This window comes from Isoptericola jiangsuensis (genome assembly GCF_002563715.1).
Taxonomy (GTDB): Bacteria; Actinomycetota; Actinomycetes; order Actinomycetales; family Cellulomonadaceae; genus Isoptericola; species Isoptericola jiangsuensis.
In genome coordinates this window covers 3,896,312-3,922,362 of sequence record NZ_PDJJ01000001.1, presented here as the reverse complement: position 1 = coordinate 3,922,362, position 26,051 = coordinate 3,896,312, and the positions used below count along the sequence as shown (strand labels likewise).

The following is a 26,051-nucleotide window of genomic DNA, read 5'->3' as shown; positions in this document are numbered from 1 at the left end:
CGCATGGCCGACCGACTGCGCGGCGCGACCTCGCCGTACCTGCTCCAGCACGCCGACAACCCGGTCGACTGGTGGGAGTGGGGCGACGACGCGTTCGCCGAGGCGCGTCGCCGGGACGTGCCGGTGCTGCTCTCCGTCGGTTACGCGGCCTGCCACTGGTGCCACGTCATGGCGCACGAGTCGTTCGAGGACGCCGACGTCGCGGCGGTGATCAACGCGTCGTTCGTGCCCGTCAAGGTGGACCGGGAGGAGCGGCCCGACGTCGACGCGGTCTACATGGCGGCGACCACCGCGATGACGGGGCAGGGCGGCTGGCCGATGACGGCGTTCCTCACCCCGGACGGCGACGCGTTCCACTGCGGCACCTACTTCCCGCGCGAGCAGTTCCTCGGCGTGCTCGGCGCGGTGCGGGACGCCTGGGCGGACGCGCGGGACGCCGTCGTGCAGCGCGCGGGCGCCGTGACGGCCGCGATCGCACAGGCCACGGGGCCGCTGCCGGGCCTGCCGCTGGACGACGCGGCGCTCGCGGACGCCGTCGCGACCCTGCGCCGGGAGGCCGACGTGGTGCGGGGCGGGTTCGGCGGCGCGCCGAAGTTCCCGCCGTCGATGACGCTCGAGCACCTGCTGCGGCACCACGCCCGCACGGGTGACGCGAACGCGATCGCGATGGTGGACCGCACGTGCGAGGCGATGGCGCGCGGCGGCCTGTACGACCAGCTCGGCGGCGGGTTCGCCCGCTACGCGGTGGACGCCGGTTGGGTGGTGCCGCACTTCGAGAAGATGCTCTCCGACAACGCCCTGCTCCTGCGCGTGTACGCGCACCGGTGGCGGACGGGCGCCTCGCCGCTCGCGGAGCGGGTGGTGCACGAGACCGCCGGGTTCCTGCTGCGCGACCTGCGCACCGCCGAGGGCGGGTTCGCGTCCGCGCTCGACGCCGACACCCCTGTCGACGACACCGTCGACGACACCGTGGACGGTGCTGCGGACGCGCCGGTCCACAGGCCTGTGGACGGCGCGGGCGGCACCGAGGGCGCGCGGACGACCGCACGCCGGGCGCACGGCGTGGAGGGCCTGACGTACGTGTGGACGCCGGCCGAGCTCCGCGCCGTCCTCGGCGACGACGACGGCGCGACCGCCGCCACGGTGCTCGGCGTGACCGACGAGGGCACGTTCGAGCACGGTGCGTCCACGCTGCAGCTCCGGCACGACCCCGACCCGGCGTGGTGGGCCCGCGTGCGCCCCGTCCTGCTCGCCGCCCGCCGGACCCGTCCCCAGCCCGCCCGCGACGACAAGGTCGTCACGGCCTGGAACGGGCTCGCCGTGGCCGCGCTCGCCGAGGCGGGCGCCCTGCTCGACGTCCCCGCCTGGGTGGACGCCGCGCGGGAGTGCGCGGACCTGCTGCTGCGGGTGCACGTCGTCGACGGACGCCTGCGACGGGCGTCGCGGCACGGGGTCGTGGGCGCCGCTCCGGGCGTCGCCGCGGACCACGGCGACCTCGCCGAGGGGCTGCTCGCCCTGCACCAGGCCACGGGGGAGGCGCGCTGGCTCGCCGCCGCGGGGGACCTCCTCGACACCGCGCTCGCCCGGTTCGCCGCGGACGACGGCGGGTTCTTCGACGTCGCGGACGACGCCGAACGGCTCGTCGTGCGGCCTCGCGACCCGAGCGACGGCGCGGAGCCGTCCGGGGCGTCCGCCCTCGCGGGGGCGCTCACCACGTACGCGGCCCTCACCGGGTCGACCCGCCACCGGGCGGCCGCCGAGGCCGCGGTGCGGGCGTCGGCCGCGCTCGCCCGCCGCGCGCCGCGGTTCGCCGGGCAGTTGCTGGCCACCGCGGAGGCGCTCGCCGCCGGACCGCTGCAGGTCGCCGTCGTCGGCACCGGCACCGTGGCGGACGCGCTGCTCGCGACCGCACGCCGGGCCACCTCGCCCGGGACCGTGGTCGTCCACGGCGCTCCGGACGCCGACGGCGTGCCCCTGCTGGCCGACCGGCCCCTCGTCGACGGCGGCCCGGCGGCGTACGTGTGCCGTGGGTTCGTCTGCGACCGGCCCGTCACCACGCCCGAGGAGCTCTCGGCCGCGCTCGTCCGGTGAGGTCCGCGATCGGGGTCGCACGCCTCAGGTCAGGCGGTTCGCCTCCTCCAGCAGCGGCAGCAGCGAGTCGCGCAGCGCCGTGTTCATCTCCGTGGACGACATCAGGTCGAGCCCGTCGAGCGCCCGTTCGACGTCCGCCCGGGCCCGTGGTCCGTCGCCGGTCGCCAGGTGTGCCGTCGCCCGGACCCGCAGGGACAAGCGGACGAGGTTGACCGCTCCCACGTCCTCGGCGATCGCGAGGGCGCGGTCGACCTCCTCGATCGCCTCGGCGGGCCGGTCGAGCCCGACGAGGGCCATGGCCATGAAGTAGTGCAGCGTGCCGACGACGTAGGTCATGGCGTGCGTGGTGAACGGCGCCTCGGCCTGCACGCGGTCGTACGCGGCACGGTGCTCGTCGAGCGCGAGCTGATGGTCACCGTTCGCCTGGGCGTGGTTCCCGAGCGCTGCCGCGGCACTGGTCGTGCCCACGGAGTCGCCGGCGAGGCCGAAGTGGAGCAGCGCGGCACGGCTGGCCGCAGGGCCGCCGTCGAGCCCGTTCTGCTGCAGCATCCAGCCGAGGTAGTAGTGCGTCCAGCCGAGCTGTTGATGGTCCCCGGACCGCGCGGCGGCCGCGACCGCGAGCCGGGCGAGGCGGAGCCCCTCGACGCGGTCCCGCGACTCGACGACGGTGGCCCACACGAGATAGCCCAGGTGCATCGCCTCCAGGCGGTCGTCCTGCAGGGCGCGCGCCGCGTCCACGGCGAGCCCGAAGAGCTCCACCCAGTGACCCCAGTCGGCCCACAGCTCCGAGAACCAGTGCAGCGCGTCGGCCACCTCGACCACCAGTTCGTGCTCGCCGGCCCGGGCCGCGGCCTGCATCGCCGGCCACCAGTGCTGCTCCTCGAGGCGGATCCACGCGTCGGCCGCCTCCGCGTCGGAGAAGGCCACACCGGCCGGCCCGGCGTCCGTCGGCGAGCGATCCGGCTCGAACCACGCCCCCGCGCGCTCCAGGCTGCCGAGCAGCCAGTGCCGCAGCCGGGCGCGCCGGGCCTCCGACTCCGCGGCGGAGTCGGCGTCCGCCAGGCGAGAGCCGGCGAACACGCGCACGAGGTCGTGGAGGCGGTAGCGGTTGCCGCCGCGGGCCTCGACCAGCCCGAGGTCGGTCAGCTCGTCCAGGCCCGTCTCGACGTCGACGACGCTGACGGCGGGCCCGACGGTGGCGGTGGCGAGCCGGGCGTCGAACGTGCCGGTGTCGATCACGGAGATCGCGCGGAACAGCGCCGCGACCGCGGGGTCGAGGTCGTCGTACGACAGGGTGAAGGCAGCCTCCACCGCCAGGTCGCCGGCCACCAGCATCCGCAGTCGGTTCTCCGCCGACCGGATGCGGGTCGAGAAGTCGCCCGCCCGGACCGCCGGCGCGGCGGCGATCCGGTTGCCCGCGATCCGCATCGCGAGCGGGACGTGGCTGGAGAGCTCGGCGAGCTCGCGCAGGTCCCCGGCGTCGCGCTGGTCCGCGGGGATGATGCGGCCGAGCAGCTCGACGCTCTCGTCGGGTCGCAGGGGACCCAGCGTGACGCGTCGCACCCCCTCCAGCCCGGTCAGGGCCCGGCGCGAGGTGACCACGACCGCGCTGCGGGGGTCCAGGGTGAGCACGGGACGGACCTGGGCCTCCGCGTCGGCGTTGTCGAGCAGCACCGTCACCGGTGTCCCCGCCGTGACCGCGGACCAGCGCCGCACCGCGTCGTCGAGGGTCCGGGGCGCTGCGTCACCGACGCCGGGGACCTGACGCAGGAGGCCGCTGACGACCTGCAGAGGCGTCAGCGGGGCCGGGCTCAGACCGTCGAGGTCGAGGAACAGGATGGGGCGCGGGCTGTCGAGGCGGTGGATCGCCTCGAGAGCGGTCGTGGTCTTGCCGATCCCGGCGAGCCCGGAGATCACGACCGGAGGGGTGCGGCCCGTCCGGGAGGCGTCCAGGAATGCCGCGACCTCGGCGAGCTCCCGCTCGCGACCGCTGAAGTCCCCGACCCGGTGAGGGGCGACAGCCGAGGCTCGTGACCCCTGCGCGGGCACGGCTCGTCGGGCGCGCACCTCGCGCAGGAGCGACTCCCGGTCCGCGGTGCCGAGGCGGAGGCCGCGGGCGAGGGCGTCGACGGTCCGGCGGTGTGGCGCGACGCTCACGCCCCGCTCCACGTCTCCGATCGTCCGGACGCTCACCCCCGAGCGTTCGGCGAGGGCTTCGAGAGTGAGGTCGGCCGCCAGCCGCAGCCGACGGAGCTGCTCGCCGAGCGTGGAGGGCCGGTTCACCGGAGGTGACTTCGCACTTCTGCCTGCTTTCTGCCTGGTGACGCGGCAGGCGAGGCGGTGAGGTGGGAGGCAAGGGTTCGCCGACGGTCCACCGACCGGGCGGGCCCGTCCTCCGGCACACCTGCCGGGTCGACACCAACTGCAGCAGAGGATATTTCATGCCCTACATCACGACGTCGGACGGTACGGAGATCTACTTCACGACGCAGGGCTCGGGTCGGCCGGTCCTGTTCAGCCACGGGTGGCCGCTGAGCTCGGACGCCTGGCAGGTCGAGCTCAAGCTGCTCGCGGACGCGGGCTACCAGGCCATCGCCCACGACCGGCGCGGTCACGGCCGTTCCTCGAAGACGTCCACGGGCAACGACATGGACACCTACGCTCGCGACCTCGCGGAGCTCGTCGAGGCCCTGGACCTGCGCGACCTCGTCGTGATCGGTCATTCGACCGGCGGTGGCGAGGTGGTGCGCTACGCGGCGCAGCACGGTGCCGGGCGGGTCTCCCGCGTCGTCACGGTGGGCGCCGTGCCGCCCCTCATGGTCCGGACCGAGCAGAACCCGGACGGGCTGCCGATCGAGGTGTTCGACGGCATCCGCGCCGGCGTGCTGAACGACGCCTCGCAGTTCTACCAGGACCTCGCGGAGACGTTCTTCGGCGCCAACCGTGAGGGCGCGACGGTGTCCCAGGGTGCGAAGGACGACTTCTGGCGGCAGGGCATGCTGGTGAACCTGGCGGCCGCCTACGACTGCGTGCAGGCCTTCTCCGAGACGGACTTCACCGAGGACCTCGAGGCCCTCGACGTGCCGATCCTCATCGCGCACGGCGACGACGACCAGATCGTGCCGATCGGCGCCTCCGCGCTCCGCTCCGCCGAGCTCGTCAAGGACGGCACGCTGAAGGTCTACCCGGGCGCGCCGCACGGCATCCACGGCGACTTCCGGACGGCGCTCGGCGCCGACATCCTCGAGTTCCTGGCCGGCTGACCCCCACCTCGCCAGCACGTCCCTCCCACCTCCACCGAAGGAGCCCACCATGTCAGCACCCGTCACCGTCGTCCTGGTCCACGGCGCGTTCGCCGAGTCGTCCAGCTGGTCCGGGGTGATCGCCCTGCTCACCGAGGCCGGGGTGGCCGCTGTCGCCACCCCGAACCCGCTGCGCAGCGTGTCCGGCGACGCGGAGAACGTCCGCCGGGCCGTCGAGGGGATCGGCGGACCGGTCGTCCTCGTCGGCCACTCCTACGGCGGCGCCGTCATCACCGAGGCGGCCGTGGACGACCCGGCCGTCGTCGGCCTCGTCTACGTCGCCGCGTTCGCGCCCGACCACGGCGAGAACGCCCTCGAGCTGACCGGCAGGTTCCCCGGCAGCACCCTCGGCGAGACGGTGCGCCCGTACCCGCTGGGCGACGGCACCCACGACCTCGTCGTGGACCGGGACCTGTTCCACGGCCAGTTCGCCGCCGACGTCCCCGCCGCGGACGCCGCGATCCAGGCGCGCACGCAGCGCCCGATCCGTGACTTCGCGCTCGGCGAGGCCCAGCCTGCGCCGGTCCCGGCGTGGAAGACGCTCCCGTCGTGGTTCGTCTTCGGCGACGCCGACAAGAACATCCCGGTCGAGGGCCTGCGTTTCATGGCCGAGCGTGCCGGTGCCGTCGCGATCCAGGAGATCGCCGGTGCGTCCCACTCGGTCATGGTGTCCCAGCCCGAGGCGGTCGCCGACCTGATCATCGAGGCCGTCCGCAAGCTGTCCGCGTAGTCCTCCCTCGCGCGGCCGGGACAGGGCCGACGTCCGGCGACGGCGAGCGCGGAACTCCTCGCCGCCGTCGGGCGTTGCCCCAGGCGATCCCGACCACGGAAGAAGGACCAGCCATGCCCGCCCCCGCCCGCCCGAAGCCCGCCCTGTCCCGCTGGGGACGCGTGTTCGCCGTCGTCGCCTGGGTGGAGGCGTTCACCTGGGCCGGACTGCTGGTGGGGATGTTCCTCAAGTACGTCACCGAGACCACCGAGGCGGGCGTGTGGCTGTTCGGCCGCCTGCACGGCGGGGCGTTCGTCGCGTACGTCGTGGTCGCGCTGATCGTCGCCGTCCAGCACCGCTGGGGCTGGTGGCGCACGCTCGTGGCGCTCGCGGCCGCCGTGCCGCCGCTGGCGACCCTCCCGGCCGAGTGGTGGCTGCGCCGCACCGGTCACCTGAGCGACGCCCCGGCCGAGGTCCGGGAGCCCGTGGCGGCCTGACCTGGTCGTCCGCGCGACGCCCGGAGTTTTCCCGATCGTTACCGGATCTGTTCTCCCGGGCCGGACCCGCTGGCTACTGTGACTGACACCACCTCAACAGCGGGAGAGTCACACATGCACACCATGCGTCAGCGGGTGGCCGGGGGCACGATCCTCGGCCTCGCGTTCGCCGGTGTCACCGCCGTCGGAGCGCTGCCCGCGCAGGCCGCCGACCCGGTCGACATCCAGATCCTCGCCACGAACGACTTCCACGGTCGTATCCAGGCCAACGGCTCCGAGGCCGGCGCCGCCGTGCTCGCCGGGGCCGTCGAGCAGCTCCGCGCCGCGAACCCGAACACGGTGTTCGCGGCGGCGGGCGACCTCATCGGTGCCTCCACGTTCGAGTCGTTCATCCAGCACGACCGCCCCACGATCGCCGCCCTCAACGAGGCGGGCCTCGACGTGTCGGCGGTGGGCAACCACGAGCTCGACCAGGGCTACACCGACCTGGTCGAGCGCGTCATGGCGCCCTACGACGCGCAGACCAACCCGTACGGCGGCGCCGAGTGGCAGTACGTCGCGGCGAACCTCAAGATGCGCGCCACCGGCGAGGACGCCGTCCCCGCCTCCTGGCTGAAGGACTTCGGCGACGTCCAGGTCGGGTTCGTCGGCGCCGTCACCGAGGAGCTGCCGTCGCTGGTCAGCCCGGGCGGCATCGCGGAGCTCGAGGTCGCGAGCATCGTCGACACGGCGAACGCCGAGGCGGACGCCCTGGTCGCCGAGGGCGCGGACGTCGTCGTCCTGCTCGTGCACGACGGTGCGGAGACCACCCAGTGCGCGTCGATGCCGACGGCCGACAACGCGTTCGCGCAGGTCGTCAACGAGCTCAGCCCCGAGGTGGACGCCATCGTGTCCGGGCACACCCACCTGGCCTACGACTGCGCGTTCCCCGTGGACGAGTGGGCCGGGCGTGCGGTGACGGAGCGTCCCGTGGTGTCGGCCGGCCAGTACGGCTACAACCTCAACCAGCTCGTGTTCTCCGTCGACCCCGACTCGGGTGACGTCGTCGGGCTGGACACCGCCATCCTGCCGCTCGCGGGCAACTACCCCGCGGACACCGAGGTCGCGGGGATCGTCAGCAAGGCCGTCGCGGACGCCGAGGTCCTCGGCGCGCAGCCGCTCGGCCAGATCGAGGGCGCGTTCAACCGGGCCAAGCTCGCGTCGGGCAGCGAGAACCGCGGTGGCGAGTCCACGCTCGGCAACCTCGTCGCCGAGGTGCAGCGCTGGGCGACGTCCGGCGCCGAGTCGGGCGCCGCGCAGATCGCGTTCATGAACCCGGGCGGCCTGCGGGCCGACATGACCGGCACCGGGACCGGGTCGCCGCGCACCCTCACCTACAAGCAGGCCGCCGTCGTCCAGCCGTTCGCGAACACGCTGGTCAACATGCGGCTCACCGGCGCGCAGATCGAGTCCGTCCTGGAGGAGCAGTGGCAGCCCGCCGGCGCCTCCCGGCCGTTCCTGCGCCTCGGCGTGTCCGAGGGCTTCGAGTACACGTTCGACCCGGCCGGCGCCGCGGGCGACCGCATCACCTCGATGACGCTGGACGGCGCGCCGATCACCGCCGACGCCACCTACTCGGTGACGGTCAACTCGTTCCTGTCCACGGGTGGTGACAACTTCTTCACCCTGGCCGAGGGCACGGACAAGCGCGACACCGGCAAGATCGACCTCGCCGCCATGGTCGACTACCTGGCGGAGTTCGCGGCCGACGCGCCGCTGCCCGTCGACTACTCGCAGCGCGCCGTCGGCGTCTCGTTCCCGGCCGGCGCCCCGGCGTCGTACGTCGCGGGCGACACGGTCGCGTTCGACGTGTCGTCGTGGTCGATGTCCACCCCGGCCGATGTCAAGGACGCCGCGCTGACGGTGTCGCTCGACGGCGAGGTCCTCGGCACGTTCCCGGTGACGACCACGCCGGGCAGCACGGTCGACGACCTGATCGGCACCGCGTCGGTGTCGGTGAAGCTCCCCGCGGACGTCGCGGCGGGCACCGCCGAGCTCACCCTCGCGGGTGCGTCGACGGGCACCGAGGTCACCGTCCCGGTCGAGGTCGTGGTCCCGGAGTGGCAGCGCGGCACCGTCTACACCGAGGGTGACCAGGTCATGTACCAGGGCCGTCTGTTCGAGGCGATGTGGTGGACCAAGGAGGTGCCCGGCAAGTCGGTGTGGGGCTCGTGGCAGGAGATCGCCACGACCGCCGACGGCACCGCCGTGTGGACGCCGTCGCGCGTGTTCGTCGCGGGTGACGTCGTCGAGCACGAGGGCGTGACCTACACGGCCAAGTGGTGGACGCGGAACCAGGAGCCGGGCGCGTCGAAGTGGGGTCCGTGGGAGCGGACCTCCTGATCGCCGGGGGGCGGCCCGGGGTCTGACGTCCCGGGCCGCCCCCCGCCGGGCCCTCGCGGTCCGTCCTGCCGACGAGCGTGCCGGCCGTCCCCTCATCGACGACGGATGACGGGACGGTCGGCACGCTCGTCTGCGTCTGCAGCGGTAGGGCTGCGGTCCGTGACCACCTCGTGACGTATTGAGGCGGCCTCAGCTATTCACTATTGAGGCTGCATCAGTAATACTCCCTGTGACCCGCCAAAGACGACGGGCCACGGCCGACGTGCCGTGCCGGACCGTTCCGCGTCACCGGCGACGCGGGTGGGAGTGACGCTCCATGACCTCGACCAGAACAGTGCGCGGATCGCGCGGCCCGACCATCACCACGGCCTTCGCCGTCGCGGCGCTCGCGCTCGCGGCCCTCGTCGCCCTCGTCGTGCTCGTGCTGCTCAACAGCAGCGTCGCCGACGGTGCGACCCGCCTCGACGCCGGCGCGGGGGAGGTGCAGGACGGCGCGACCCGCCTCGCGGACGGCAGCGTCCAGCTCTCCGACGGCGCCACCACCCTCGCCGACGGCGCGGGCGAGCTCGCCGACGGCACCACCCGCCTGCTGGCGGGCACCGGTGACCTCACCGACGGCACCGACCGCCTCGCCGACGGCACCGGCGAGCTCCAGGACGGGCTCGTGAACCGGCTCCAGCCCGGCACCGTCGAGGCCCGCGACGGCATGACGTCGCTCCACGACGGCACCGTCCTGCTGCACGCGGGCGGCGTCGAGCTCAGTGCGGGCGCCACCCGCCTCGCCGACGGCAGCGCCACCGCCGCCGCCGGTGCCTCCGAGCTCGCGGGCAAGCTCCCCGACCTCGTCGACGGCGCGGACAAGGTCGCCGCCGGCGCCGAGAAGGCCACCGACGGCGCCTCCGAGCTCGCGGGCAAGCTCCCGGACCTCGTCGACGGCGCCTTCCGTGTCCACGACGGGACGAAGCAGGTGGCGTCGGGCGCCACCGAGCTGGCGGGCAAGCTCCCCGAGCTCGTCGACGGCGCGAGCCAGGTCGCCGACGGCGCGTCCGCGGCCTCGGACGGTGCGAGCAGGATCGCCGCCGGGGCCGGTTCTCTCGCCGCGGGGTCGAGCGAGGTCGCCGCCGGAGCCTCCGGGCTGTCCACCGGCGTCGGGCAGCTCTCGGCCGGGATCGACCAGCTCGTGACGAAGGGCGGCGCGCTGGTCGACGGCACGCAGCAGGTAGCCGGCGGTGCGGAGACGCTCGAGCAGGGCACCTCGTCGCTCGTGGACGCGGCGACGACGCTGGACGACGGTGCGGACCGCACCGCGGCCGGTGCGGTCGGCGTCCGCGACGGCGCCGGGGCGCTGGCCCAGGGCATCTCCCAGGCGGCGGGCGCGAGCCGCTCGCTCGCCGACGGTCTCGGGTCCGTCGACGGCGGCGCCGACGCGGTGGCGGCCGGGAGTTCGGGCCTGGCGGGCGCGCTCGCCGACCTCGCGGCGTCCACCGACGACCCGCAGCTCGCCGAGGCGCTGCAGCAGCTCACCGCCCAGGCGCAGGGGCTGTCGGCCGGGGCGGCCGACGTCGCGCGCGGCACCGAGTCCGCCCGGCAGGGTGCCCGGCAGCTCGCCGACGGGTTCGAGGGCGACGCCGGGCTCGTGGCCGGGTCGAAGAACCTGAAGGCCGGGGCGGGCGCCGTCGCCGACGGGGCGAAGGGCGTGGCGAACGGCACCGGACAGGTCGTCGACGCGGCCGGCCGCCTGGACGCCGGTGCCGAGAACCTCCGTGCCGGGGCCGCCCAGGTCCGCGACGGCGTCGGTGCGCTGCTCGCGGGCGGCACCCAGCTCCAGGCCGGAGCGTGGTCGGCGCGGGACGGCGCGGCGGCGCTCGCCCAGGGCACGTCGGACCTCGACGCCGGTGCCCGGCAGGTGGCGGGCGGCGCGTCCGACCTGGCGGGCAGGCTGCCGACCCTCGTGGACGGTGCCGACCAGGTGGCCGCGGGCACGGTCCGCGCCTCCGACGGTGCGACGCGGCTCGCCGACGGCCTGCCGACCCTCGTGGACGGTGCCGACCAGGTCGCGGCGGGCACGGTGCGGGCCTCCGACGGCGCGTCGGAGCTGGCGGGCAAGCTGCCGACGCTGGCGGACGGCGCGATCCAGGTCGCGGCGGGCACCGTGCGGGCCGCGGACGGCGCCGACCGGCTCGCGTCCGGGCTGCCGGAGCTGTCCGACGGCGCGTCGCAGCTCTCCGCCGGGGCGAGCCGCCTCGCCGGCAAGCTCGGTGAGGCGGAGGCCGGTGCCGGGGAGCTCGAGGCCGGCCTCGGCCGGCTCGCGGACGGCGCGGACGACGCGGCGGTCGGCATCCGCAAGATCCACCTCGGCGCCCAGGACCTCGACGCCGGGGCCGGCGACCTGGCTGCCGGGGCGGGTGACCTGGCGGACGGCGCCGGGCGCCTGTCCACTGGCGCGGGCGAGCTGTCCGACGGCACCACGGTGCTGTCCGACGGTGCGGCGGAGCTCGCGGCCGGCACGACGCAGCTCGCGGACGGCACCGGCACGATGCGGACCGAGGTGACGAACAGCCCGGCCGGTCCCGCGTCGCTGCTCGGCAGCGTCCTGCTGATCCTCGGCCTGCTCGGGGCGGTCGCGGCGATCACCCTGCTGGCGCGGCGCGCGCGCTGACCGGCGGGTTCGACGGCCCGGTCCGATGCCTCCACGGCGTCCGGCCGGGCCGTCGCCGTCCCCCCTCCTCACGCGACGAGCGCGCTGACTCGGTACCTCAAACTCTTGCTTGAGGTACCGAGTCAGCGCGCTCGTTGCGTGAAGAGGGTCAGTCCCAGCCGCAGGCGTCGTGGATTGCGGTGTACACGGCGGCCCGCTGGGCGTCCGTCATCGGGAGGTAGGTCACGGCCTGCTGGACACCGTCCACGGAGGCGACGACGGGCAGGAACGTGCCGCGCTTGTCCTCGCCGACGGCGTGCGGGTCGCAGCGGGCGGGCAGCGCGTCGAGGACGACGACGTCGTCGGTCGGCTCGACGGCGTCGCCCGTCCAGGTGGTCGCTCCGCCCGCGGGGGAGAGGAGGGTGGTGCCGGTGACCTCGTCGACCCTGACGGCGGGACCGCCGTCCACGGGCGTCACGGCGACCGTCAGCCGCAGGCCCGGGGCGGGTCCGCCGTCGCGGCCCTCGACCTCGGCCGCGACGACGTCGGTCACCTCCAGGCGCGCCCCGGTGGCGACGAGCCGTTCGGCGCACACCTCGGCGTGCACGGCGGCGAGCCGGCCCAGCGGGTCGACGACGGGCACCTCGACCTCGACTCCCGCCGTGGGCGCGGTCGCGCCCGTCCCGGCGACGTGGGCGTCCGCGGCTCGGCCGGCGGCCTCGGTCCCGGTCTCCCCGTCGGGCGGGAGGGCGACCCGGACGACGGCGTGCACGGCGGCCTCGTCGGGTGCGGTGGCGCAGTCGACGTCCCCGAGCCGGAGCCGGACGTCACGGCCGGACCCGGCGGGCAGGGGCCGGTCGGTGACGCCGTCGGGGGTGGTGGGCGAGAAGCCCGGCGCGGTGACGGTGCCCCCGAGCAGCACGAGGTCGTGGTCGGAGCCGTTGACGACGCGCAGCGCGCCGGTGCGGTCGGCGTACTGGGTGCGGTCCTGACGCAGCTCGGCGGTCAGGGCGGCGGCGACGTCGGCCGGCAGCGTCGGCGTCGGGGTGGACGCGGGTGGCGTACAGGCGGCGAGCACGAGCCCCGCCGCGCAGAGCGCAGCCACGCGGACCGCCACGGAGCGGTCTGTCACCGCGCGGCACGGCGCCGAGCCGTGGAGCCTGACGCGCGGCGTCGTCGTCGTCCCCCCTGCGGCAGGGCGGGGCGCACGTCAGCCCTCGGCGGGCGCGGGCCCGGTGCCCGCGCGGACGGGGCGGTCGATGACGCGGGACATGACGATCGCGGTGCGGGTCTTGTCGACGCGGGCGGAGACGCGGAACGTCTCGACGATGCGTTCCACGTCGGCCATGGAGTCGGCCATGATCTGCACGAGCGCGTCGGCCTCGCCGGTGACGGTGTCGACGCGGACGACCTCGGGGATGGGGCCGAAGTCGCGTTCGAGCGCGGCGGGGGAGATGTTGCCGCGGCAGAAGATCTCGACGTAGGCGACGATCTTCCACCCGAGCTGCTCGGGGGAGACCTGGACGGTGAAGCCGGAGATCTCGCCGCGGGCGAGCATGCGGTCGACGCGGCGCTTCACGGCGGGCGCGGACAGCCCGACGGCTTCCCCGACGTCGGCGTAGGAGGCGCGCCCGTCGCGCAGCAGCTGCGCGACGATGCGACGGTTGGTCTCGTCCACGGGTCACCTCCGGGCGGCGATTCGTTGTGCGGGACATCAAGAATCTTGCGTCACGGCGTCAGAACGCGCACGTTCCGGCACCTTGCGGGCAACGCTACCGCCCCTAGCCTCCCGCTATGACGCTGATCACCACACCGCTCGCCGACGCCGGCACCGTCCTCGGGACGGACCCCGCGCGCGTCTCGACCGAGCGCACCGCGACCCCGCGCCACTACCTCATGTGCCCGCCCGTCCACTTCGACGTCGTCTACGCGATCAACCCCTGGATGGACGTCAGCGTGCCGGTGGACGCGGGCCTCGCCGTCGTGCAGTGGCAGGCGCTCAAGGCCGCGTACGAGGCGCGCGGGCACACCGTCGACGTCATCCGTCCCGAGCCCGGCCTGCCGGACATGGTCTACGCGGCCAACGGCGGGGTCGTCGTGGGCGGCAGGGCCCTGGCCGCGCGGTTCACGTTCCCGGAGCGGCAGCCCGAGGGCGCCGCCTACGAGGCGTGGCTGCGCACGTCCGGCGCGCAGCACGGCGTCGTCAGCCTGGGCCAGGCGGCCGAGCGCAACGAGGGCGAGGGCGACCTGCTGTGGGACGGCGAGGTGATGCTCGCCGGCACCGGGTTCCGCACCACCCGTGAGGCGCACGCCGAGGTCGCGGCCCTGCTCGACGTCGACGTGGTCACGCTCGAGCTCGTCGACCCCCGCTTCTACCATCTCGACACGGCGCTGGCCGTGCTCACCACCGCCGCCGACGGCGTCCGGCCCGAGGTCGCGTACTTCCCCGGCGCGTTCACCCCGGAGTCGCTCGCCGTGCTGCGCGAGCGCTACCCGGACGCCATCGAGGCCACGGAGGGCGACGCCGCCGTGCTGGGCCTCAACGCCGTCAGCGACGGCCGCCACGTGTTCCTCACCGAGCGCGCCACCGGCATGCACGCGGCCCTGCGCGAGCGCGGGTACGAGCCCGTCGGCATCGACCTGTCCGAGCTGTTCAAGGGGGGCGGCTCGGTCAAGTGCTGCACGCTCGAGCTGCGCCCCGCCGCCTCGGCACCCACGGTGGAGGTGACCGCATGACCACCGTCGACCTCCTCGACGTCGCCGCCGCCGCCCGCTGGATCCACGCCCGCGGCGCCGAGCGCATCATCGGCGAGCTGATCGACGCCCTCGCCGTCGACTTCCGCCGCTGGCCCGACCTCGACAAGCGCGAGCGCGTCGCCTCCCACTCGCGCGACGGCGTCATCGAGCTCATGCCCGCCTCCGACGGCGCCACGTACGGCTTCAAGTACGTCAACGGGCACCCGACGAACCCGGCACGCGGCTTCCAGACCGTCACCGCGTTCGGCGTCCTCGCGGACGTCCACAACGGCTACCCGACGTTCCTGGCCGAGATGACGCTGCTCACCGCGCTGCGGACCGCCGCGACGTCGGGCCTCGCCGCCCGTGCGCTCGCTCGGCCCGACGCGCGCACCCTCGCGCTCGTCGGCACCGGCTCGCAGGCGGAGTTCCAGGCGCTCGGCATGCGGGCCGCGCTGGGCGTCACGCACCTGCGGGCGTGGGACGTCGACCCGGCCGCCCGGGAGAAGTTCCTGCGCAACGCCCGCGCCCTCGGGTTCGAGGTGCACGAGGCCACCAGCGCCGCCGACGCCGTCGCGGGCGCCGACGTCGTGACGACCTGCACCGCGGACAAGCGCAACGCCACCGTGCTCACCGCCGACATGCTGGCCGCCGCCGCGCCGGGCGTGCACGTCAACGCCATCGGCGGGGACTGCCCCGGCAAGACCGAGCTCGACGCCGCGATCCTCACCGCCCCCGGCACCGCCGTCGTCGTCGAGTACACCCCGCAGACCCGCATCGAGGGCGAGATCCAGCAGCTCGCCCCGGACTTCCCGGTGACCGAGCTGTGGGAGATCCTCGTCGGCGACGCCGCCGGCCGGACGTCCCCCGACCAGGTCACCGTGTTCGACTCCGTCGGGTTCGCCGTCGAGGACTGGTCCGCCCTGCGGTACGTCCACGACGCCGTCCGGCGCGACCCGTGGGCCGCGGACCTCCTGCAGCGCGTCGACCTCGTCGCCGAGCCCGCCGACCCCAAGGACCTCTGGTCGCTCGTCGCGGTGCCCGCGCTCGCGCCGACGGTGTCCTGACCTGCCCGCCCCGGGTCGCCGACCTCCCCCGACGGCGACCCGGGGCAGCGGTGCGCCCACCAGGGCGGCAGCGATTTCCACGGCGGCCCGCGGACCTGCCAGACTTCCCCCGGATCGCACCGATCGGCAGGGGGCAGCATGACCACCGGTGAGGACGCGGCGCCGACGGGCGGCGCCGCCGTCGACGCGGCCATCGCGCGGATGCGCGCCGTCGCGGCGGAGTCCGGCGACGCGGGGCCGGGCGAGGCCGGGAGCGCCGACGCGGACGTGCTGCGCACGGCGCTCGCCACCCTGCCGTACCAGGAGCAGCGCCTGCTGTGGGACAGCCACGTGCTGGGTCGGGGTCTCGACGGCATCGCCGGGGCGCTCGGGCTGCACGTCCGTGCCGCCCGCCGCCGCCTGCACCGCGCGGAGGAGCAGCTCGCCCGCGCGCTGTCCGCCGCGCACGCCCGCGGCGTCCCCGCCCGGCTGTGCGTCGAGACCCGCGGCGACCTGCACGCGTACGTCGGCCACCGCCTGGGCGGCGGCCGCCGCGCGGCCCTCGAGGACCACCTGTTCGGCTGCGCGGGCTGCATGCGGGCCTTCGTGGACGTGCGGGAGGCGTCCTGGGCGCTGCGCGACGCCGCTCCGCTGCTGCTCGCCCCGCTCGCCGGCAGCGGTGTCACCGTGCCCGTCGTGGTCGGCGCGCTCGGCGCGAGCGGGTCCACGGGTGTCGCCGGCTGGTTCGCGGCGCTCGGCGCGGCGCTCGCCGGCGCGTGGGAGGGCGTCGTGCGTGCCGCCAAGCAGGTGGTGGGTCGGCCCGTGGGCGTCGTCGCGGGTGCGGCGGCCGCGCTGGTGGCCGTGGCGGCCGTGGCGATGAGCCTCGCCCCGGGGGCCGCGCCCGTCACCGTCGACCCCGTGGCGGCGCCCTCGGCGTCCGCGTCGCCCACCGCCACCACGCCGACGTCGGCGGCCCCGACGCCGTCCGCCCCGACCTCGGCGTCGCCCGAGGCCTCGCCCAGCGCCTCGCCCGACCCGGAGCCGTCCGCGGACACCGGCATCGACCTCGACGCCGGGACGCGGGAGCAGACCGTCGACACGGTCGAGACGGTCGAACCCGCCCCCGAGGACACGGCCGGCCCGGGCGACGAGCCCGCCGCGACGGACCCGCCCCGCACCGACGACGTCGAACCGACGCCCGACCCGTCGCCGACGACCCGCCCCGGCGGCTCCGAGCAGACCCCCACGCCCACCGCCACGCCGTCGGCCACCCCGCGTCCGGTCGAGCCGACCCCCACGCCCGAGGCGACCGCGCCCGTCAGCGTGAGCGTCACGCTGCGGGTCGGGGGATTCGGCTGGTTCCGGGTCGTGCCGACGGGCGGCGCGCAGGTCGTCGACGTCGTCGGCGGTCGGCGTACCGAGGTCACCCAGGACCGCGACGGCCGCTGGTGGGTGCGCGCCGAGGGCGGCCGCGACCGCGAGGTGACCGTGGTCGTCAGCGGGCCCGCCGGGTCCGAGCCCGGCGCGTGGCTGTCCTGGTACGGCCTGGAGGACTGACCCGGCACGACGACGCCCGGCGCCGCAGGGGAGACCTGCGACGCCGGGCGTCCGGGTGCGTCGTCCCGCTCAGCGGGTCTTGCCGTGGCCGGGCGGGTGCGGGGCGTTGCCCGGACCCCCGCCGACCTCGCCGTTGACGAGCTCCGTGCTCCACGCGAGCTGCTGCGTCGCGTGCCCGACGGCGCGGGACATGATGTCGAGCGCCTCCATCGACACGTTCGACAGGTCGTCGGCGGGCGTGTGGTAGTTCGGGTCGAGGAGGATGCCGGCGGTGCCGCCGAACATCTCGACCTCGGCGTCCGTCTTCACGCCGTCGGCGCCCGTGAACAGGCCCGACGCCGGGATGCCGACCTCGATGAACGCCTGGTAGTCGGAGCGGCCCGAGAACGGGGAGTCGACCCACGGCTGCTCGATGCCGTCGAAGTAGTCGGTGAAGATCGACTCGACGGCGGCGGAGCCGTCCGGCACGGTCACGGGGGCGTCGAACGTCGACTCGTTCGCGTCGTACACGCCGATCGTGTAGTTCGGCGAGCCGACCATGTCGAAGTTCAGGTAGGCGGCGATGTCGTCGAGGGCCTCGGGGTCGTTGGCGGCCAGGTCCTCGATGTAGTGCCAGGAGCCCAGCAGGCCGAGCTCCTCGGCGCCCCACCACGCGAACCGCACCTTGTTGTTCAGCGGGCCGCCCTTGGCGAGCTGCACGGCGGTCTCCAGGATCGCGGCGGAGCCGGAGCCGTTGTCGTTGATGCCGGGGCCGTCCTCGACGCTGTCGAGGTGCGCGCCCACCATGACGACGTTGTCGTCGCTGCCGGTGCGGGTCTCGGCGAGCACGTTGAACGTCTGCTTCGTCTCCAGCGCGGTCTGGAGGTCGAACGTCACCTGGAGGTCCGGGTCGGCGGCCCAGGCGGCGAGGACGGCGGCGCCCTCGGCCTGCGTGACGCCGACCGTGGGGGCGTACTCGTCGCCGGGGGCGCCCAGCGTGCCGTTGAGGGTGCCGGGCGCGTTGTTGTAGATGATGACGGCCGCGGCGCCGGCCGCGGCGGCGTTGACGGACTTGATCGCGAACGCGCAGCCGCCGCGGGACACGAGGGCGACGTCGCCCGTCGCGTCGACGCCCGCCCAGTCGGAGGCCTCGCAGCCGGTGACGACGGTGGGGGCGGCCAGCGGCGCGGTGACGCCCGCGTCGGGGGTGGAGGTCGAGTACGTCATCGGCACGGGGGTCAGGGTGACGCCCGGGACCTCGACGTCGAGGTCGAGGACGCTGAACTGCTCGACGTCGAAGTACTGCCGCTCGGTGCGGTAGCCGGCCTTCTTCAGGACCTTCTCGACGTAGGCGCCGGACGCCTCGTAGCCCGGGGTGCCCATCGCACGGTTGCCGCCGTTCTCGTCGGCGATCTCCTGGAGCTCCTCGAGGTGGTCGAAGACGCGTTCGCCGGTGACCTTCTGGGCGAGGTCACGGCCGGGGATCTGTGGCGGCGCCGCGGTGGCGGTCGGTGCCAGGAAGGTCGCGGCGAGCAGCCCGGTCAGGGCTGTCGACGCGATGGTGGACGGGAGGAGCTTGCTGCGCACGTGTCAACCTCCAGGTCGAGCACCCCGGGGCTCCGTCGGCCCCCTGCCAACCGCGCACTGACGCGGGCTGCGGGTGCGATTGCGGCAGACACTAGGGCCGCAGGAGTGATCTAGGTCACTCCGACACGCCGTTCAGGCGCGTTCCAGCAGGACGAGCACCTCGTAGTGGCCCGTGTGGGGGAACATGTCGAGCAGCCGCGCCCGCACGGGCCGCAGCGACGGCATGTCGCCGAGGTCGCGCGCCAGGGTGGCGGCGTGGCACGACGAGTACAGGACGTGCCGCACCCCGGACGCCTCCAGCCGCCCGGCGAGGTCCGCGCCGATGCCGCGCCGCGGCGGGTTGACGATCACCATCTCCGGGTCGTCCGCCGTGCCGAGCGCGAACGCCGCCGCGTCCCCGGCGGCGAACCGCACGTCCGCCGTCGCCTCGCGCCACCACGCGTCGTCGTGCCCGCCGACGACGGCGTCCGGCGGCAGCGTCGCGAGCTCGCGCGCCGTCGTCGTCGCCGAGGCCACGGCCTCCGCGGAGATCTCGATGCCGGTGACCGCCCGGCCGGGGGCCGCGCAGTGCAGCGCGAACCCGCCCACGCCGCAGTACAGGTCCCACAGGGTGGCGGGGGAGACCTCGTCCACCCAGGCGCGCGCCTGCCGGTACAGGGCGGCCGCCACCTCCGTGTTCGTCTGGAAGAAGCTCTGCGGGCGCAGGTGCAGCGTGATCCCGTCGATCTCCATCCCCAGGGTCTGCCGCTCGGTGAGGACGATCTCCTCGGCGCCCTCCAGCACGGCCGCGTGCGCGGGCTGCACGTTGACGCTCAGCACCGCCAGCGCCGGCAGGGCCTCCGCGAGCCACGGCAGGTGCTTGCGCAGGCGCGCCACCGGCTCCGTGGACCGCAGCACGAGACGCACCATCAGCTCGCCCGCCGGGGACAGCGTGACGATGACGTGCTTGAGCTCGCCCCGCCCCGCCGCGTCCTTCGGCGTCACCTTCCGGCGCCGCCCGCCCGGCCCCACCGCGGGCGTGAGGTCGTAGGGCGTGAGCCGGGCGCGGGTCACCAGCTCCGCCAGCGGCCCGAACGCGGCCTGCAGCTCCGCCGGGTACAGCGGGCAGTCCGTCAGGTCGACGCCCTGCCCCTCGTACTCCCCGGGCGGCCCCAGGATCCCCAGCACCGGCGCCGCCGCCGTGCCCGTCACCACCATCTTCGCCTTGTTGCGGAACCCCGCCTCGGCGCCCACCACCGGCGGCAGCCACACCTCGTCCGGCAGCCCCAGCAGGTCGCGCACCTGCGCCTCCTTGCCCCGCACCTGCTCCGGGTGCGTCAGGTCGAGGAGGGTGCACGAACGGCACCGGCCGGCGTCGAAGTGGTGGCACTGCACCGGCCCATTGTCGCCCGACACCCGCATGCTGACGGGCCTCGACGATCTTGCGGCCATCGGGAAGGCGTTGCCCTGCTCGGGGTCGAGCGGCGTCGGGGCGGCATCGCTGCGCGGAATCTTCACCCGCTCATGGGAGGGCCTGAGGGTTCTCCCGGATGTTCCACAAAGTTACTCTGGCGGCGGTAATGGTGTGTTCAGGCAAGGAGTTTCAGGTGGAGATCGGCGAGCGTCTCGCGTCATTGGCGACGAAGATCGAGCAGCAGAAAGCGACCATCGAAACCGAGGAGGCGACGAAGAATGCCTTCGTCATGCCCTTCATCTCGTTGGTTCTCGGCTACGACGTCTTCGATCCCACCGAAGTTGTCCCTGAGTTCACGGCCGACGTCGGCACGAAGCGAGGCGAGAAGGTCGACTACGCCATCGTGAAGGACGGCGAGGTCCAGATGTTGGTCGAGGCCAAGGCGATCGGGGCTCCCCTGAGCCTGAACCACGCATCACAGCTGTTCCGCTACTTCGCGACCACCAATGCTCGCATCGCCGTCCTGACCAATGGGCAGCACTACCACTTCTTCACCGACCTTGAGAAGCCCAACCGGATGGACGAGAAGCCGTTTCTCCAGCTCGACCTTCTCGATCTGGACGAAACTCTCGTCCCGGAGGTCCAGAAGCTCACCAAGGACTCGTTCGATCTCGATTCAGTGGTGAGCGCCGCCGAGGAGCTCAAGTACATCGGTGCGCTGAAGCGAGCGCTTGCGGCGCAGTTCCGTGAGCCGGACGACGACTGGGTCAAGGCGCTGACGAACCGCGTCTACGAAGGTTCGTTCACTCAGCGAGTCAAGGAGCAGTTCCGGGGGCTCGTGGGCAAGGCGACCAAGCAGTTCCTCGCGGACCAGGTCAACGACCGGCTCAAGGCCGCGTTGGGCAGCCAGACCTACAGCGAGGTGCCGGCGACCGCGATGACGGGAGTCGAGGCTGCTGAGGAGAGCGTGACGGACGTCGAGGCGCCGGACTCTCGGGGCATCGAGACGACGCTCGAAGAGGTCGAGGGGTACCAGATCGTGCGAGCCATCGTCTGCAGCGAGGTCTCGCCGAGCAGGATCGTCCACCGCGACACCAAGAGCTACATGGGCATCTTGCTGGACGACAACAACAGGAAGCCGATCGCTCGCCTGCACTTCAACACCGGTCAGAAGTACCTGGGGCTCTTCGACGAGGACAAGAGCGAGACGCGGCACCCCATTGACGCGATCGATGAGATCTACGGGTTTGCGGAGCACCTCCGCAAGACGGTGCACAACTACTCGTAGCAGCACGCTGGTGCGCGTCGCCGTCGGTCCTCAGCCGACGAACACGCAGAACGGGTGGCCCGACGGGTCGGCGTAGACGTACAGCGGTTCGTCGGGGTCGTCGGTGCGGTCGAGCAGCAGGGTGGCGCCGAGCGCGAGGGCGCGCTCGTGCTGGCGGGCGAGCTCGGCGACGTCGGGCACGGTCGTGTCGAGGTGGAGCTGCTGGGGGACGCCGTCGTCGGGCCACGTGGACGGCGGCAGCGCCTCGACCTGCTGGAACGCGAGGCCGATGCCGGGCCCGCGCAGCACGAGCCAGTCGCTGCCGCGCGGGTCCGGCTCTCCCGTCCCGGGCGGCTCGTCGCCGGGCCGGTAGGTGAGGCCGAACAGCTCGCGGTAGAACTCGGCGAGCCGCCGCGCGTCGGTCGTGTCGAGCACGACCTGCCGGATGCGCGGATAGGTCGGGCCCGTGCCGGCGGTGGCGTCGTACCGGTCGGCGGACAGGGTGCCGTCGTCGGGCGTCGTCACGGCTGCTCCGGGAACGACTCGGCGATGGCCCGCACCTTGGTGACGTACGCGTGCTGGTCGATGTCGGGGATGTTGGTGGCGCGGGGGACCAGCCCGACGGCGCCGTCGATCTGCTCGCGCAGGATGTCGGCGTGCCCGGCGTGCCGGGACAGGTCCTCGATGACGTGCACGAGGATCCGCTGGAGGCTGACGTCGCCGCGGTCACCCCACCAGGGCACACGTCCAGGGGTGTCGAGCGGCAGCTCGGTGATGATCGCGTCCGCCCACTCGGCGACCCGGCGGTACAGGTCCAGGGTGTCGGCCGCGGACTCGTAGGCGGTGAGGTAGAAGTCGGCGTTCGGGTCCTCGTCGAAGGCGTCGAGCCACGGCACCTCGTCCGGGGTGGGCCACTCGCGGCCGAACACCTCGCCGAAGTACCCGATCTCGATGCTCAGCGCGTGCTTGACCAGGCCGACGAGGTTCGTGCCGGTGCCGGTGCGCGGCATCCGCAGCTCCCGCTCGGACAGTCCCTCGCACTTCCACAGCAGCGCGGTGCGGACGTCACGCAGGTAGTGCAGCAGCATCTGCTGGGTGTCGGGCAGCGTGTTCACTCGGGTCTCTCCTCGCGTCGGTGCGCCCCTGCTCCGACGAGGCTAGGCCGGGCCGCCGACACCCACCCGGCAGGACGACGAACCGCGGGGCACCGGGTCCCCGGCGGGGTGCCGTCCGGGAGGACGGCACCCGACCAGGATCCTGGTGCCCCGCGGTCACGGGTGACCGGTCGACGACCGGTCAGGGGTTCACTTCGTCAGCGTGAAGCGGACGGTCGTGACGTTGCCCGCCACGTCGTGGACCTGGAGGGTGTTCTGGCCCGCCTTGGCGCCGAACACGCCCGGACGGACGAAGTTCAGGTCCGACCAGACGTTGTCGGTCAGGTCCTTCTCCACGCCGTTGAGGACGACCTTGTCGACCTTGCCCGCGTCGTAGAGCTTGTACGACACCTTGGAGTAGGTGCCGTCCGACCCGACGGTGAACTCGGCGCCGTCCTTGACGGTGACGGTCGGCTTGACGTTGTCCTTGACCGACTTCGTCACCGTGACCGGGGTCTCGAGGACGGTCGTCCCCGGGACCTCGTCCGCGACGATCTCGGTGCGGACGACGCCCTCGCCGGCCTTCTTCGCGCTGAGGGTGACCTCGTAGGTGAGCGAACCGCCCGGCTCCGGCGCGGTCGAGGTGACGACCTTGTCGGTGCCGTCCGGCAGCTCGGCGACCATGTCGCCCTGGCCGACGTGGTTCTCCGCGCCGACGAGGAACGACTGGCCGTTCGGGTCGGCCATCGCACCGGCGTAGGTGAAGGAGACGTCCTGCGTGCCGTTCAGGCCGATCCAGACCTGGAACGAGCGGGCGTCGGTGGTGCCCCACACGTTGACGTCCCACTGGACGACGAGCCAGCGGTCGTCGCCGCCGCGCAGCGTGCCGAGGCGGACGCCCTCGGCGCCCTCCCCGTTGAGGTCCGTCCAGAACGGTGCGAGCACCGAGTTCGGGCGGGCAGGGTCCGCACCGGTGGGCAGGTCGCAGCAGTTGTTGTCCTCGGAGGTGCCGCCGCCGGCCACGAGGTAGCCGTTGGAGTCGATGCCGATGGACGTGTAGGTGCGGCCGTTGAAGACGAACGCCGGGACGTCCGCGTTGAGCATGTCCTCGTCACCGACGGCGTTCGGCGAGAATCCGAAGCCCGCGAGGTCGAGGTAGCCGCCCGCGGGAGAGCCCTGCGGGACGTCGTCCACCGACGGGACGCCCGGGATGGCGCCGGTCAGGGTGGCGGTCTCGGCCTCGAGGCCCTTGAGCACGCCGGTGCCCTGCGTGGTGGCGGTGACGGTCTGCTCGTTGAACGACTCGTTGGTCGCCGTCACGGTGCACGTGACCGTCTCGTCGGTGGTCATCGTGGTCTTGTCGCAGGACTGCGACGCGACGACGTTGCCCTGCTCGGGGACGAAAGCGACGGGGATGTGGCCGTCGCCCCGGTTCGTGGCGAAGGTGATCGAGCCGAACTTCTGCTCACCGCTCGCCGACGTGTCGGTGATGGTGACGTCGAACGACACCGACGCGCCGGGGCGGACGGTCGCCTGCTTCGGGGAGAACGTGATGGTCGAGCCCTCGGGGGCGTCGGCCTTCGGGCGGACCACCATCGTCTTGCCGGAGGTGTTCTCCAGGGTGCGGGTGGTCGTGATGCGGCCCGGCATGGTCGGGGCGTTGATCGACGGGATGTTGAGGTCGATCGCGTGCACCGGGTCGGTGGTCAGCGCGACGTAGTTCTCCGTGGTCTCGGAGATCGTGAACGGCGCCTCGAGGGACTCGCCGACGTCGACGCGACCGGCGCCGAAGTCGAACGGGTCGGCGGGCGTCACCAGGTCCTCCTTGAGGACCTCGGTGAGCGACTGGGTCATGATGGCCGACTTGATCTGGCCGGGCGTCCAGTCGGGGTAGGCGGCCTTGAGCAGGAGGCCGACGCCCGCGATGTGCGGGGACGACATCGAGGTGCCGGAGATCGCCTGGTAGTACTTCCCGGCGGGGCCGGAGTCCGTGGACTCGGGGGTCGGGGTCATCGCGGCGAGGATGGACACGCCCGGCGCGGTGACGTCCGGCTTGAGGAACGGACCGGCGGGGCCGCGCGAGGAGAACGCCGCCATGACGTCGCCCTCGCCCACGCCCTTCGAGCCGGCCGGGAACGAGCCCGTGATGCCGGTGTGGGACTCCAGGTAGGCCTTGAGCTCGGTGCCGTCGGCGACGTGCACGGCCGGGAGGTAGTGGTTGTCGGTGGCGACGTCGGCGAGGGCCGGGTTGTACAGGACCATGCCGGCCGCGTCACCGGCGAGGACGTTGTAGCCCTTCGCCACGCGGGCGTTCTCGCCGCGCTCGCACACGACGATCTTGCCCTCGAACAGACCCGCGGGGGCCTCGGTGAGGCACAGCGGGTCGGAGTACGGGGCCTCGGCGGCGCGCACGACGGGGAGCGGCTCGGTGACGCCCGCGGTGAGGGACGCGCCCTCGACGACGAACGAGGAGCCGTCGGCGGCGTTCAGCGTGAGGGTGGTGGTGAACGCGCGGTCCTGCGTGGACGCGGCGACCGTGGTCACCCAGGGGCTGACGTGGTTCGACGTGCCGGCGGTCGGGCCGGAGTTGCCGGCCGACGCCGCGACGAACACGCCCGCGTCGGTCGCGTTGAGGAACGCCAGCTCGATCGGGTCGGTGACGTTGCTGCCGCCGGAGATCGAGTAGTTGATGGCGTCGACCTCGTCCTCGATGGCCTGCTGCACGGCGGCGACCAGGTCGGACGTGTAGCCGCCGCCCGGGCCGAGCGCCTTGTACTCGACGATCTTCACGCCCGGGGCGATGCCCTGGACCTTGTCGATGTCGGCGTCGATCATCGGGTCGGTGACGACGTTGCCGGCGGTCGTGCCGGACGTGTGCGAGCCGTGGCCCTCCGCGTCACGGGCGGTGCCCTGGTGCAGGTACGACGGGTTGTTGGCGTCGTAGAACTCGGTGAATGAGTAGCCGCCGACGAGCTTGTCGTTGCACTCGAACGGGTCGACCTCGTCCGTGAGCGGGTTGTCGCCGTAGTTGCACTCGAGCTCGGGGCCGTCGTAGGGGGTCAGGTTGCCCTGGTCCTCGAACGACTCGTGCTCGGGCCACAGGCCGGTGTCGATGTTGCCGAGGACCAGGCCGTCGCCCGCCTCGGCGGTGGTGCCGAACAGGTCGTAGGCGGCGTCCGCGTTGATGAACGCGGGGCTGGAGTCCGTCAGCGGCTTCTCCAGGGTGTTCTCCTGGACGGCGACGACGCCGGGGACCTCGAGGAGGGCGGCGATCTGGTCGCCCGGGACCATCGCGGCGACGCCGCCGTAGACGGTGTCGAACTCCTGGACGATCTTGGTGCCGGGGACGGCGTCCTTGACGTCGGCGGAGATCTCCGCGGTCTGGTCGGCCACGTACCCGCGGTACCGGCGCTCGGCGGCGCTGGAGCCGGCGAGCGACTTCCCCGTGACGGCGGGGCTGGTCGCGTCGTACTTCGGCAGCGAGCCGTCGTAGGAGGCCACGGCGTCGAGGTCGTACTTGACCATGACGGGGACCTTCTTGGACGACGTCAGCTCGAGCAGCGCCGGGTCGGTCTCGACCAGGGCGCTCGAGGGCGCCTTGGGGGCGTTCTTCTCGTGCGACGTGACGACGGGCTGCTCGGCGGCGAGCTCCAGGTCGTCCGGGTCGACGGCCGCGCTCGCCCCGGTGGCGGCGAACGAGGTGATCACCAGCGCGGCGCCCGAGGTGGTGGCGGCGAGCCGGATCAGGGACGGGTGTCTCCGTAAGCGCACGG

The 26,051-nt window shown here is 73.7% G+C and carries 18 protein-coding genes; 10 read left to right on the top strand and 8 right to left on the bottom strand.

All coding sequences use genetic code 11. From position 1 onward, the window contains the following. Positions 1-3 precede the first annotated feature (3 nt). Positions 4-2,091, top strand: coding sequence for a thioredoxin domain-containing protein (locus ATJ88_RS17490; protein WP_098464934.1), 2,088 nt, complete (start codon positions 4-6; stop codon positions 2,089-2,091). A gap of 24 nt (positions 2,092-2,115) precedes the next feature. Here ATJ88_RS17490 and ATJ88_RS17485 read toward each other — a convergent pair whose 3' ends face one another. Further along, entirely contained in the window at positions 2,116-4,374 is a 2,259-nt protein-coding gene (locus ATJ88_RS17485) for a helix-turn-helix domain-containing protein (RefSeq protein ID WP_098464933.1), read from the bottom strand. A gap of 158 nt (positions 4,375-4,532) precedes the next feature. Between ATJ88_RS17485 and ATJ88_RS17480 the strand changes: the two genes are divergently transcribed. The 5 genes from ATJ88_RS17480 to ATJ88_RS17460 all read left to right on the top strand — a co-directional run bounded on the left by ATJ88_RS17480 (position 4,533) and on the right by ATJ88_RS17460 (position 11,640). Further along, on the top strand, positions 4,533-5,354 hold the full coding sequence (locus ATJ88_RS17480) for an alpha/beta fold hydrolase (RefSeq protein ID WP_098464932.1): 822 nt from the start codon (positions 4,533-4,535) through the stop codon (positions 5,352-5,354). Positions 5,355-5,403: 49 nt separating this feature from the next. Beyond that, positions 5,404-6,123 carry an alpha/beta fold hydrolase gene (locus ATJ88_RS17475; protein ID WP_098464931.1) on the top strand — a complete coding sequence of 240 codons (720 nt, stop codon included), beginning with the start codon at positions 5,404-5,406 and terminating at the stop codon, positions 6,121-6,123. Positions 6,124-6,236: 113 nt separating this feature from the next. Further along, positions 6,237-6,599, top strand: a complete 363-nt coding sequence (locus tag ATJ88_RS17470; RefSeq protein WP_098464930.1) for a DUF3817 domain-containing protein — start codon at positions 6,237-6,239, stop codon at positions 6,597-6,599. A gap of 114 nt (positions 6,600-6,713) precedes the next feature. Continuing rightward, positions 6,714-8,981 carry a 5'-nucleotidase C-terminal domain-containing protein gene (locus tag ATJ88_RS17465; RefSeq protein WP_098464929.1) on the top strand — a complete coding sequence of 756 codons (2,268 nt, stop codon included), beginning with the start codon at positions 6,714-6,716 and terminating at the stop codon, positions 8,979-8,981. A gap of 316 nt (positions 8,982-9,297) precedes the next feature. Next, positions 9,298-11,640, top strand: coding sequence for a YhgE/Pip domain-containing protein (locus tag ATJ88_RS17460; protein ID WP_098464928.1), 2,343 nt, complete (start codon positions 9,298-9,300; stop codon positions 11,638-11,640). 148 nt (positions 11,641-11,788) lie between these two features. Here ATJ88_RS17460 and ATJ88_RS17455 read toward each other — a convergent pair whose 3' ends face one another. Continuing rightward, positions 11,789-12,751 (bottom strand): hypothetical protein, encoded by a 963-nt coding sequence (locus tag ATJ88_RS17455; RefSeq protein ID WP_141538722.1) that lies wholly within the window; start codon positions 12,749-12,751, stop codon positions 11,789-11,791. Positions 12,752-12,829: 78 nt separating this feature from the next. Then, positions 12,830-13,297, bottom strand: coding sequence for an Lrp/AsnC family transcriptional regulator (locus tag ATJ88_RS17450; protein ID WP_098464926.1), 468 nt, complete (start codon positions 13,295-13,297; stop codon positions 12,830-12,832). 116 nt (positions 13,298-13,413) lie between these two features. On the opposite strand from ATJ88_RS17450, the gene ddaH reads away from it, so the two are divergent. The 3 genes from ddaH (at position 13,414) to ATJ88_RS17435 (ending at position 16,958) form a co-directional block, all read left to right on the top strand. Then, positions 13,414-14,355, top strand: coding sequence for a dimethylargininase (ddaH, locus tag ATJ88_RS17445; protein ID WP_098464925.1), 942 nt, complete (start codon positions 13,414-13,416; stop codon positions 14,353-14,355). Further along, a complete protein-coding gene (locus ATJ88_RS17440; RefSeq protein ID WP_098464924.1) occupies positions 14,352-15,422 on the top strand; it encodes an ornithine cyclodeaminase in 1,071 nt (356 codons plus the stop codon). Before ddaH ends, ATJ88_RS17440 begins: the two co-directional genes overlap by 4 nt. Positions 15,423-15,560: 138 nt before the next feature. After that, positions 15,561-16,958: a zf-HC2 domain-containing protein gene (locus tag ATJ88_RS17435; protein WP_098464923.1), complete on the top strand. Its 1,398-nt coding sequence runs from the start codon at positions 15,561-15,563 to the stop codon at positions 16,956-16,958. 69 nt (positions 16,959-17,027) lie between these two features. Here the strand turns inward: ATJ88_RS17435 and ATJ88_RS17430 are convergent, their stop codons facing one another. Together ATJ88_RS17430 and rlmC are read right to left on the bottom strand one after the other, a co-directional pair. Next, positions 17,028-18,524 carry a M20/M25/M40 family metallo-hydrolase gene (locus ATJ88_RS17430; RefSeq protein WP_098464922.1) on the bottom strand — a complete coding sequence of 499 codons (1,497 nt, stop codon included), beginning with the start codon at positions 18,522-18,524 and terminating at the stop codon, positions 17,028-17,030. Positions 18,525-18,656: 132 nt separating this feature from the next. Continuing rightward, on the bottom strand, positions 18,657-19,898 hold the full coding sequence (gene rlmC / locus ATJ88_RS17425; protein ID WP_098464921.1) for a 23S rRNA (uracil(747)-C(5))-methyltransferase RlmC: 1,242 nt from the start codon (positions 19,896-19,898) through the stop codon (positions 18,657-18,659). A 212-nt stretch (positions 19,899-20,110) separates the two neighbouring features. Here rlmC and ATJ88_RS17420 point away from each other — a divergent pair, with 212 nt between their 5' ends. After that, positions 20,111-21,205: a type I restriction endonuclease gene (locus ATJ88_RS17420; protein WP_098464920.1), complete on the top strand. Its 1,095-nt coding sequence runs from the start codon at positions 20,111-20,113 to the stop codon at positions 21,203-21,205. A 30-nt stretch (positions 21,206-21,235) separates the two neighbouring features. Here ATJ88_RS17420 and ATJ88_RS17415 read toward each other — a convergent pair whose 3' ends face one another. The 3 genes from ATJ88_RS17415 to ATJ88_RS17405 all read right to left on the bottom strand — a co-directional run bounded on the left by ATJ88_RS17415 (position 21,236) and on the right by ATJ88_RS17405 (position 26,049). Continuing rightward, a complete protein-coding gene (locus ATJ88_RS17415) occupies positions 21,236-21,631 on the bottom strand; it encodes a VOC family protein (protein WP_098465455.1) in 396 nt (131 codons plus the stop codon). Between the two features lie 74 nt (positions 21,632-21,705). After that, the gene (locus ATJ88_RS17410; RefSeq protein ID WP_245852555.1) at positions 21,706-22,299 is read right to left on the bottom strand and encodes a DinB family protein; all 594 of its coding nucleotides are present in this window, start codon (positions 22,297-22,299) and stop codon (positions 21,706-21,708) included. Positions 22,300-22,488: 189 nt separating this feature from the next. Then, complete coding sequence (locus ATJ88_RS17405; protein ID WP_245852554.1) at positions 22,489-26,049, bottom strand: S8 family serine peptidase; 3,561 nt, start codon at positions 26,047-26,049, stop codon at positions 22,489-22,491. Positions 26,050-26,051 lie beyond the last annotated feature (2 nt).

What these genes read in the sequence shown, in the direction of transcription:
- ATJ88_RS17490 (WP_098464934.1), top strand. Translation starts at nt 4, where the DNA reads ATGGCCGACCGACTGCGCGGCGCGACCTCGCCGTACCTGCTCCAGCAC.
- ATJ88_RS17480 (WP_098464932.1), top strand. Translation starts at nt 4,533, where the DNA reads ATGCCCTACATCACGACGTCGGACGGTACGGAGATCTACTTCACGACG.
- ATJ88_RS17475 (WP_098464931.1), top strand. Translation starts at nt 5,404, where the DNA reads ATGTCAGCACCCGTCACCGTCGTCCTGGTCCACGGCGCGTTCGCCGAG.
- ATJ88_RS17470 (WP_098464930.1), top strand. Translation starts at nt 6,237, where the DNA reads ATGCCCGCCCCCGCCCGCCCGAAGCCCGCCCTGTCCCGCTGGGGACGC.
- ATJ88_RS17465 (WP_098464929.1), top strand. Translation starts at nt 6,714, where the DNA reads ATGCACACCATGCGTCAGCGGGTGGCCGGGGGCACGATCCTCGGCCTC.
- ATJ88_RS17460 (WP_098464928.1), top strand. Translation starts at nt 9,298, where the DNA reads ATGACCTCGACCAGAACAGTGCGCGGATCGCGCGGCCCGACCATCACC.
- ddaH (WP_098464925.1), top strand. Translation starts at nt 13,414, where the DNA reads ATGACGCTGATCACCACACCGCTCGCCGACGCCGGCACCGTCCTCGGG.
- ATJ88_RS17440 (WP_098464924.1), top strand. Translation starts at nt 14,352, where the DNA reads ATGACCACCGTCGACCTCCTCGACGTCGCCGCCGCCGCCCGCTGGATC.
- ATJ88_RS17435 (WP_098464923.1), top strand. Translation starts at nt 15,561, where the DNA reads ATGACCACCGGTGAGGACGCGGCGCCGACGGGCGGCGCCGCCGTCGAC.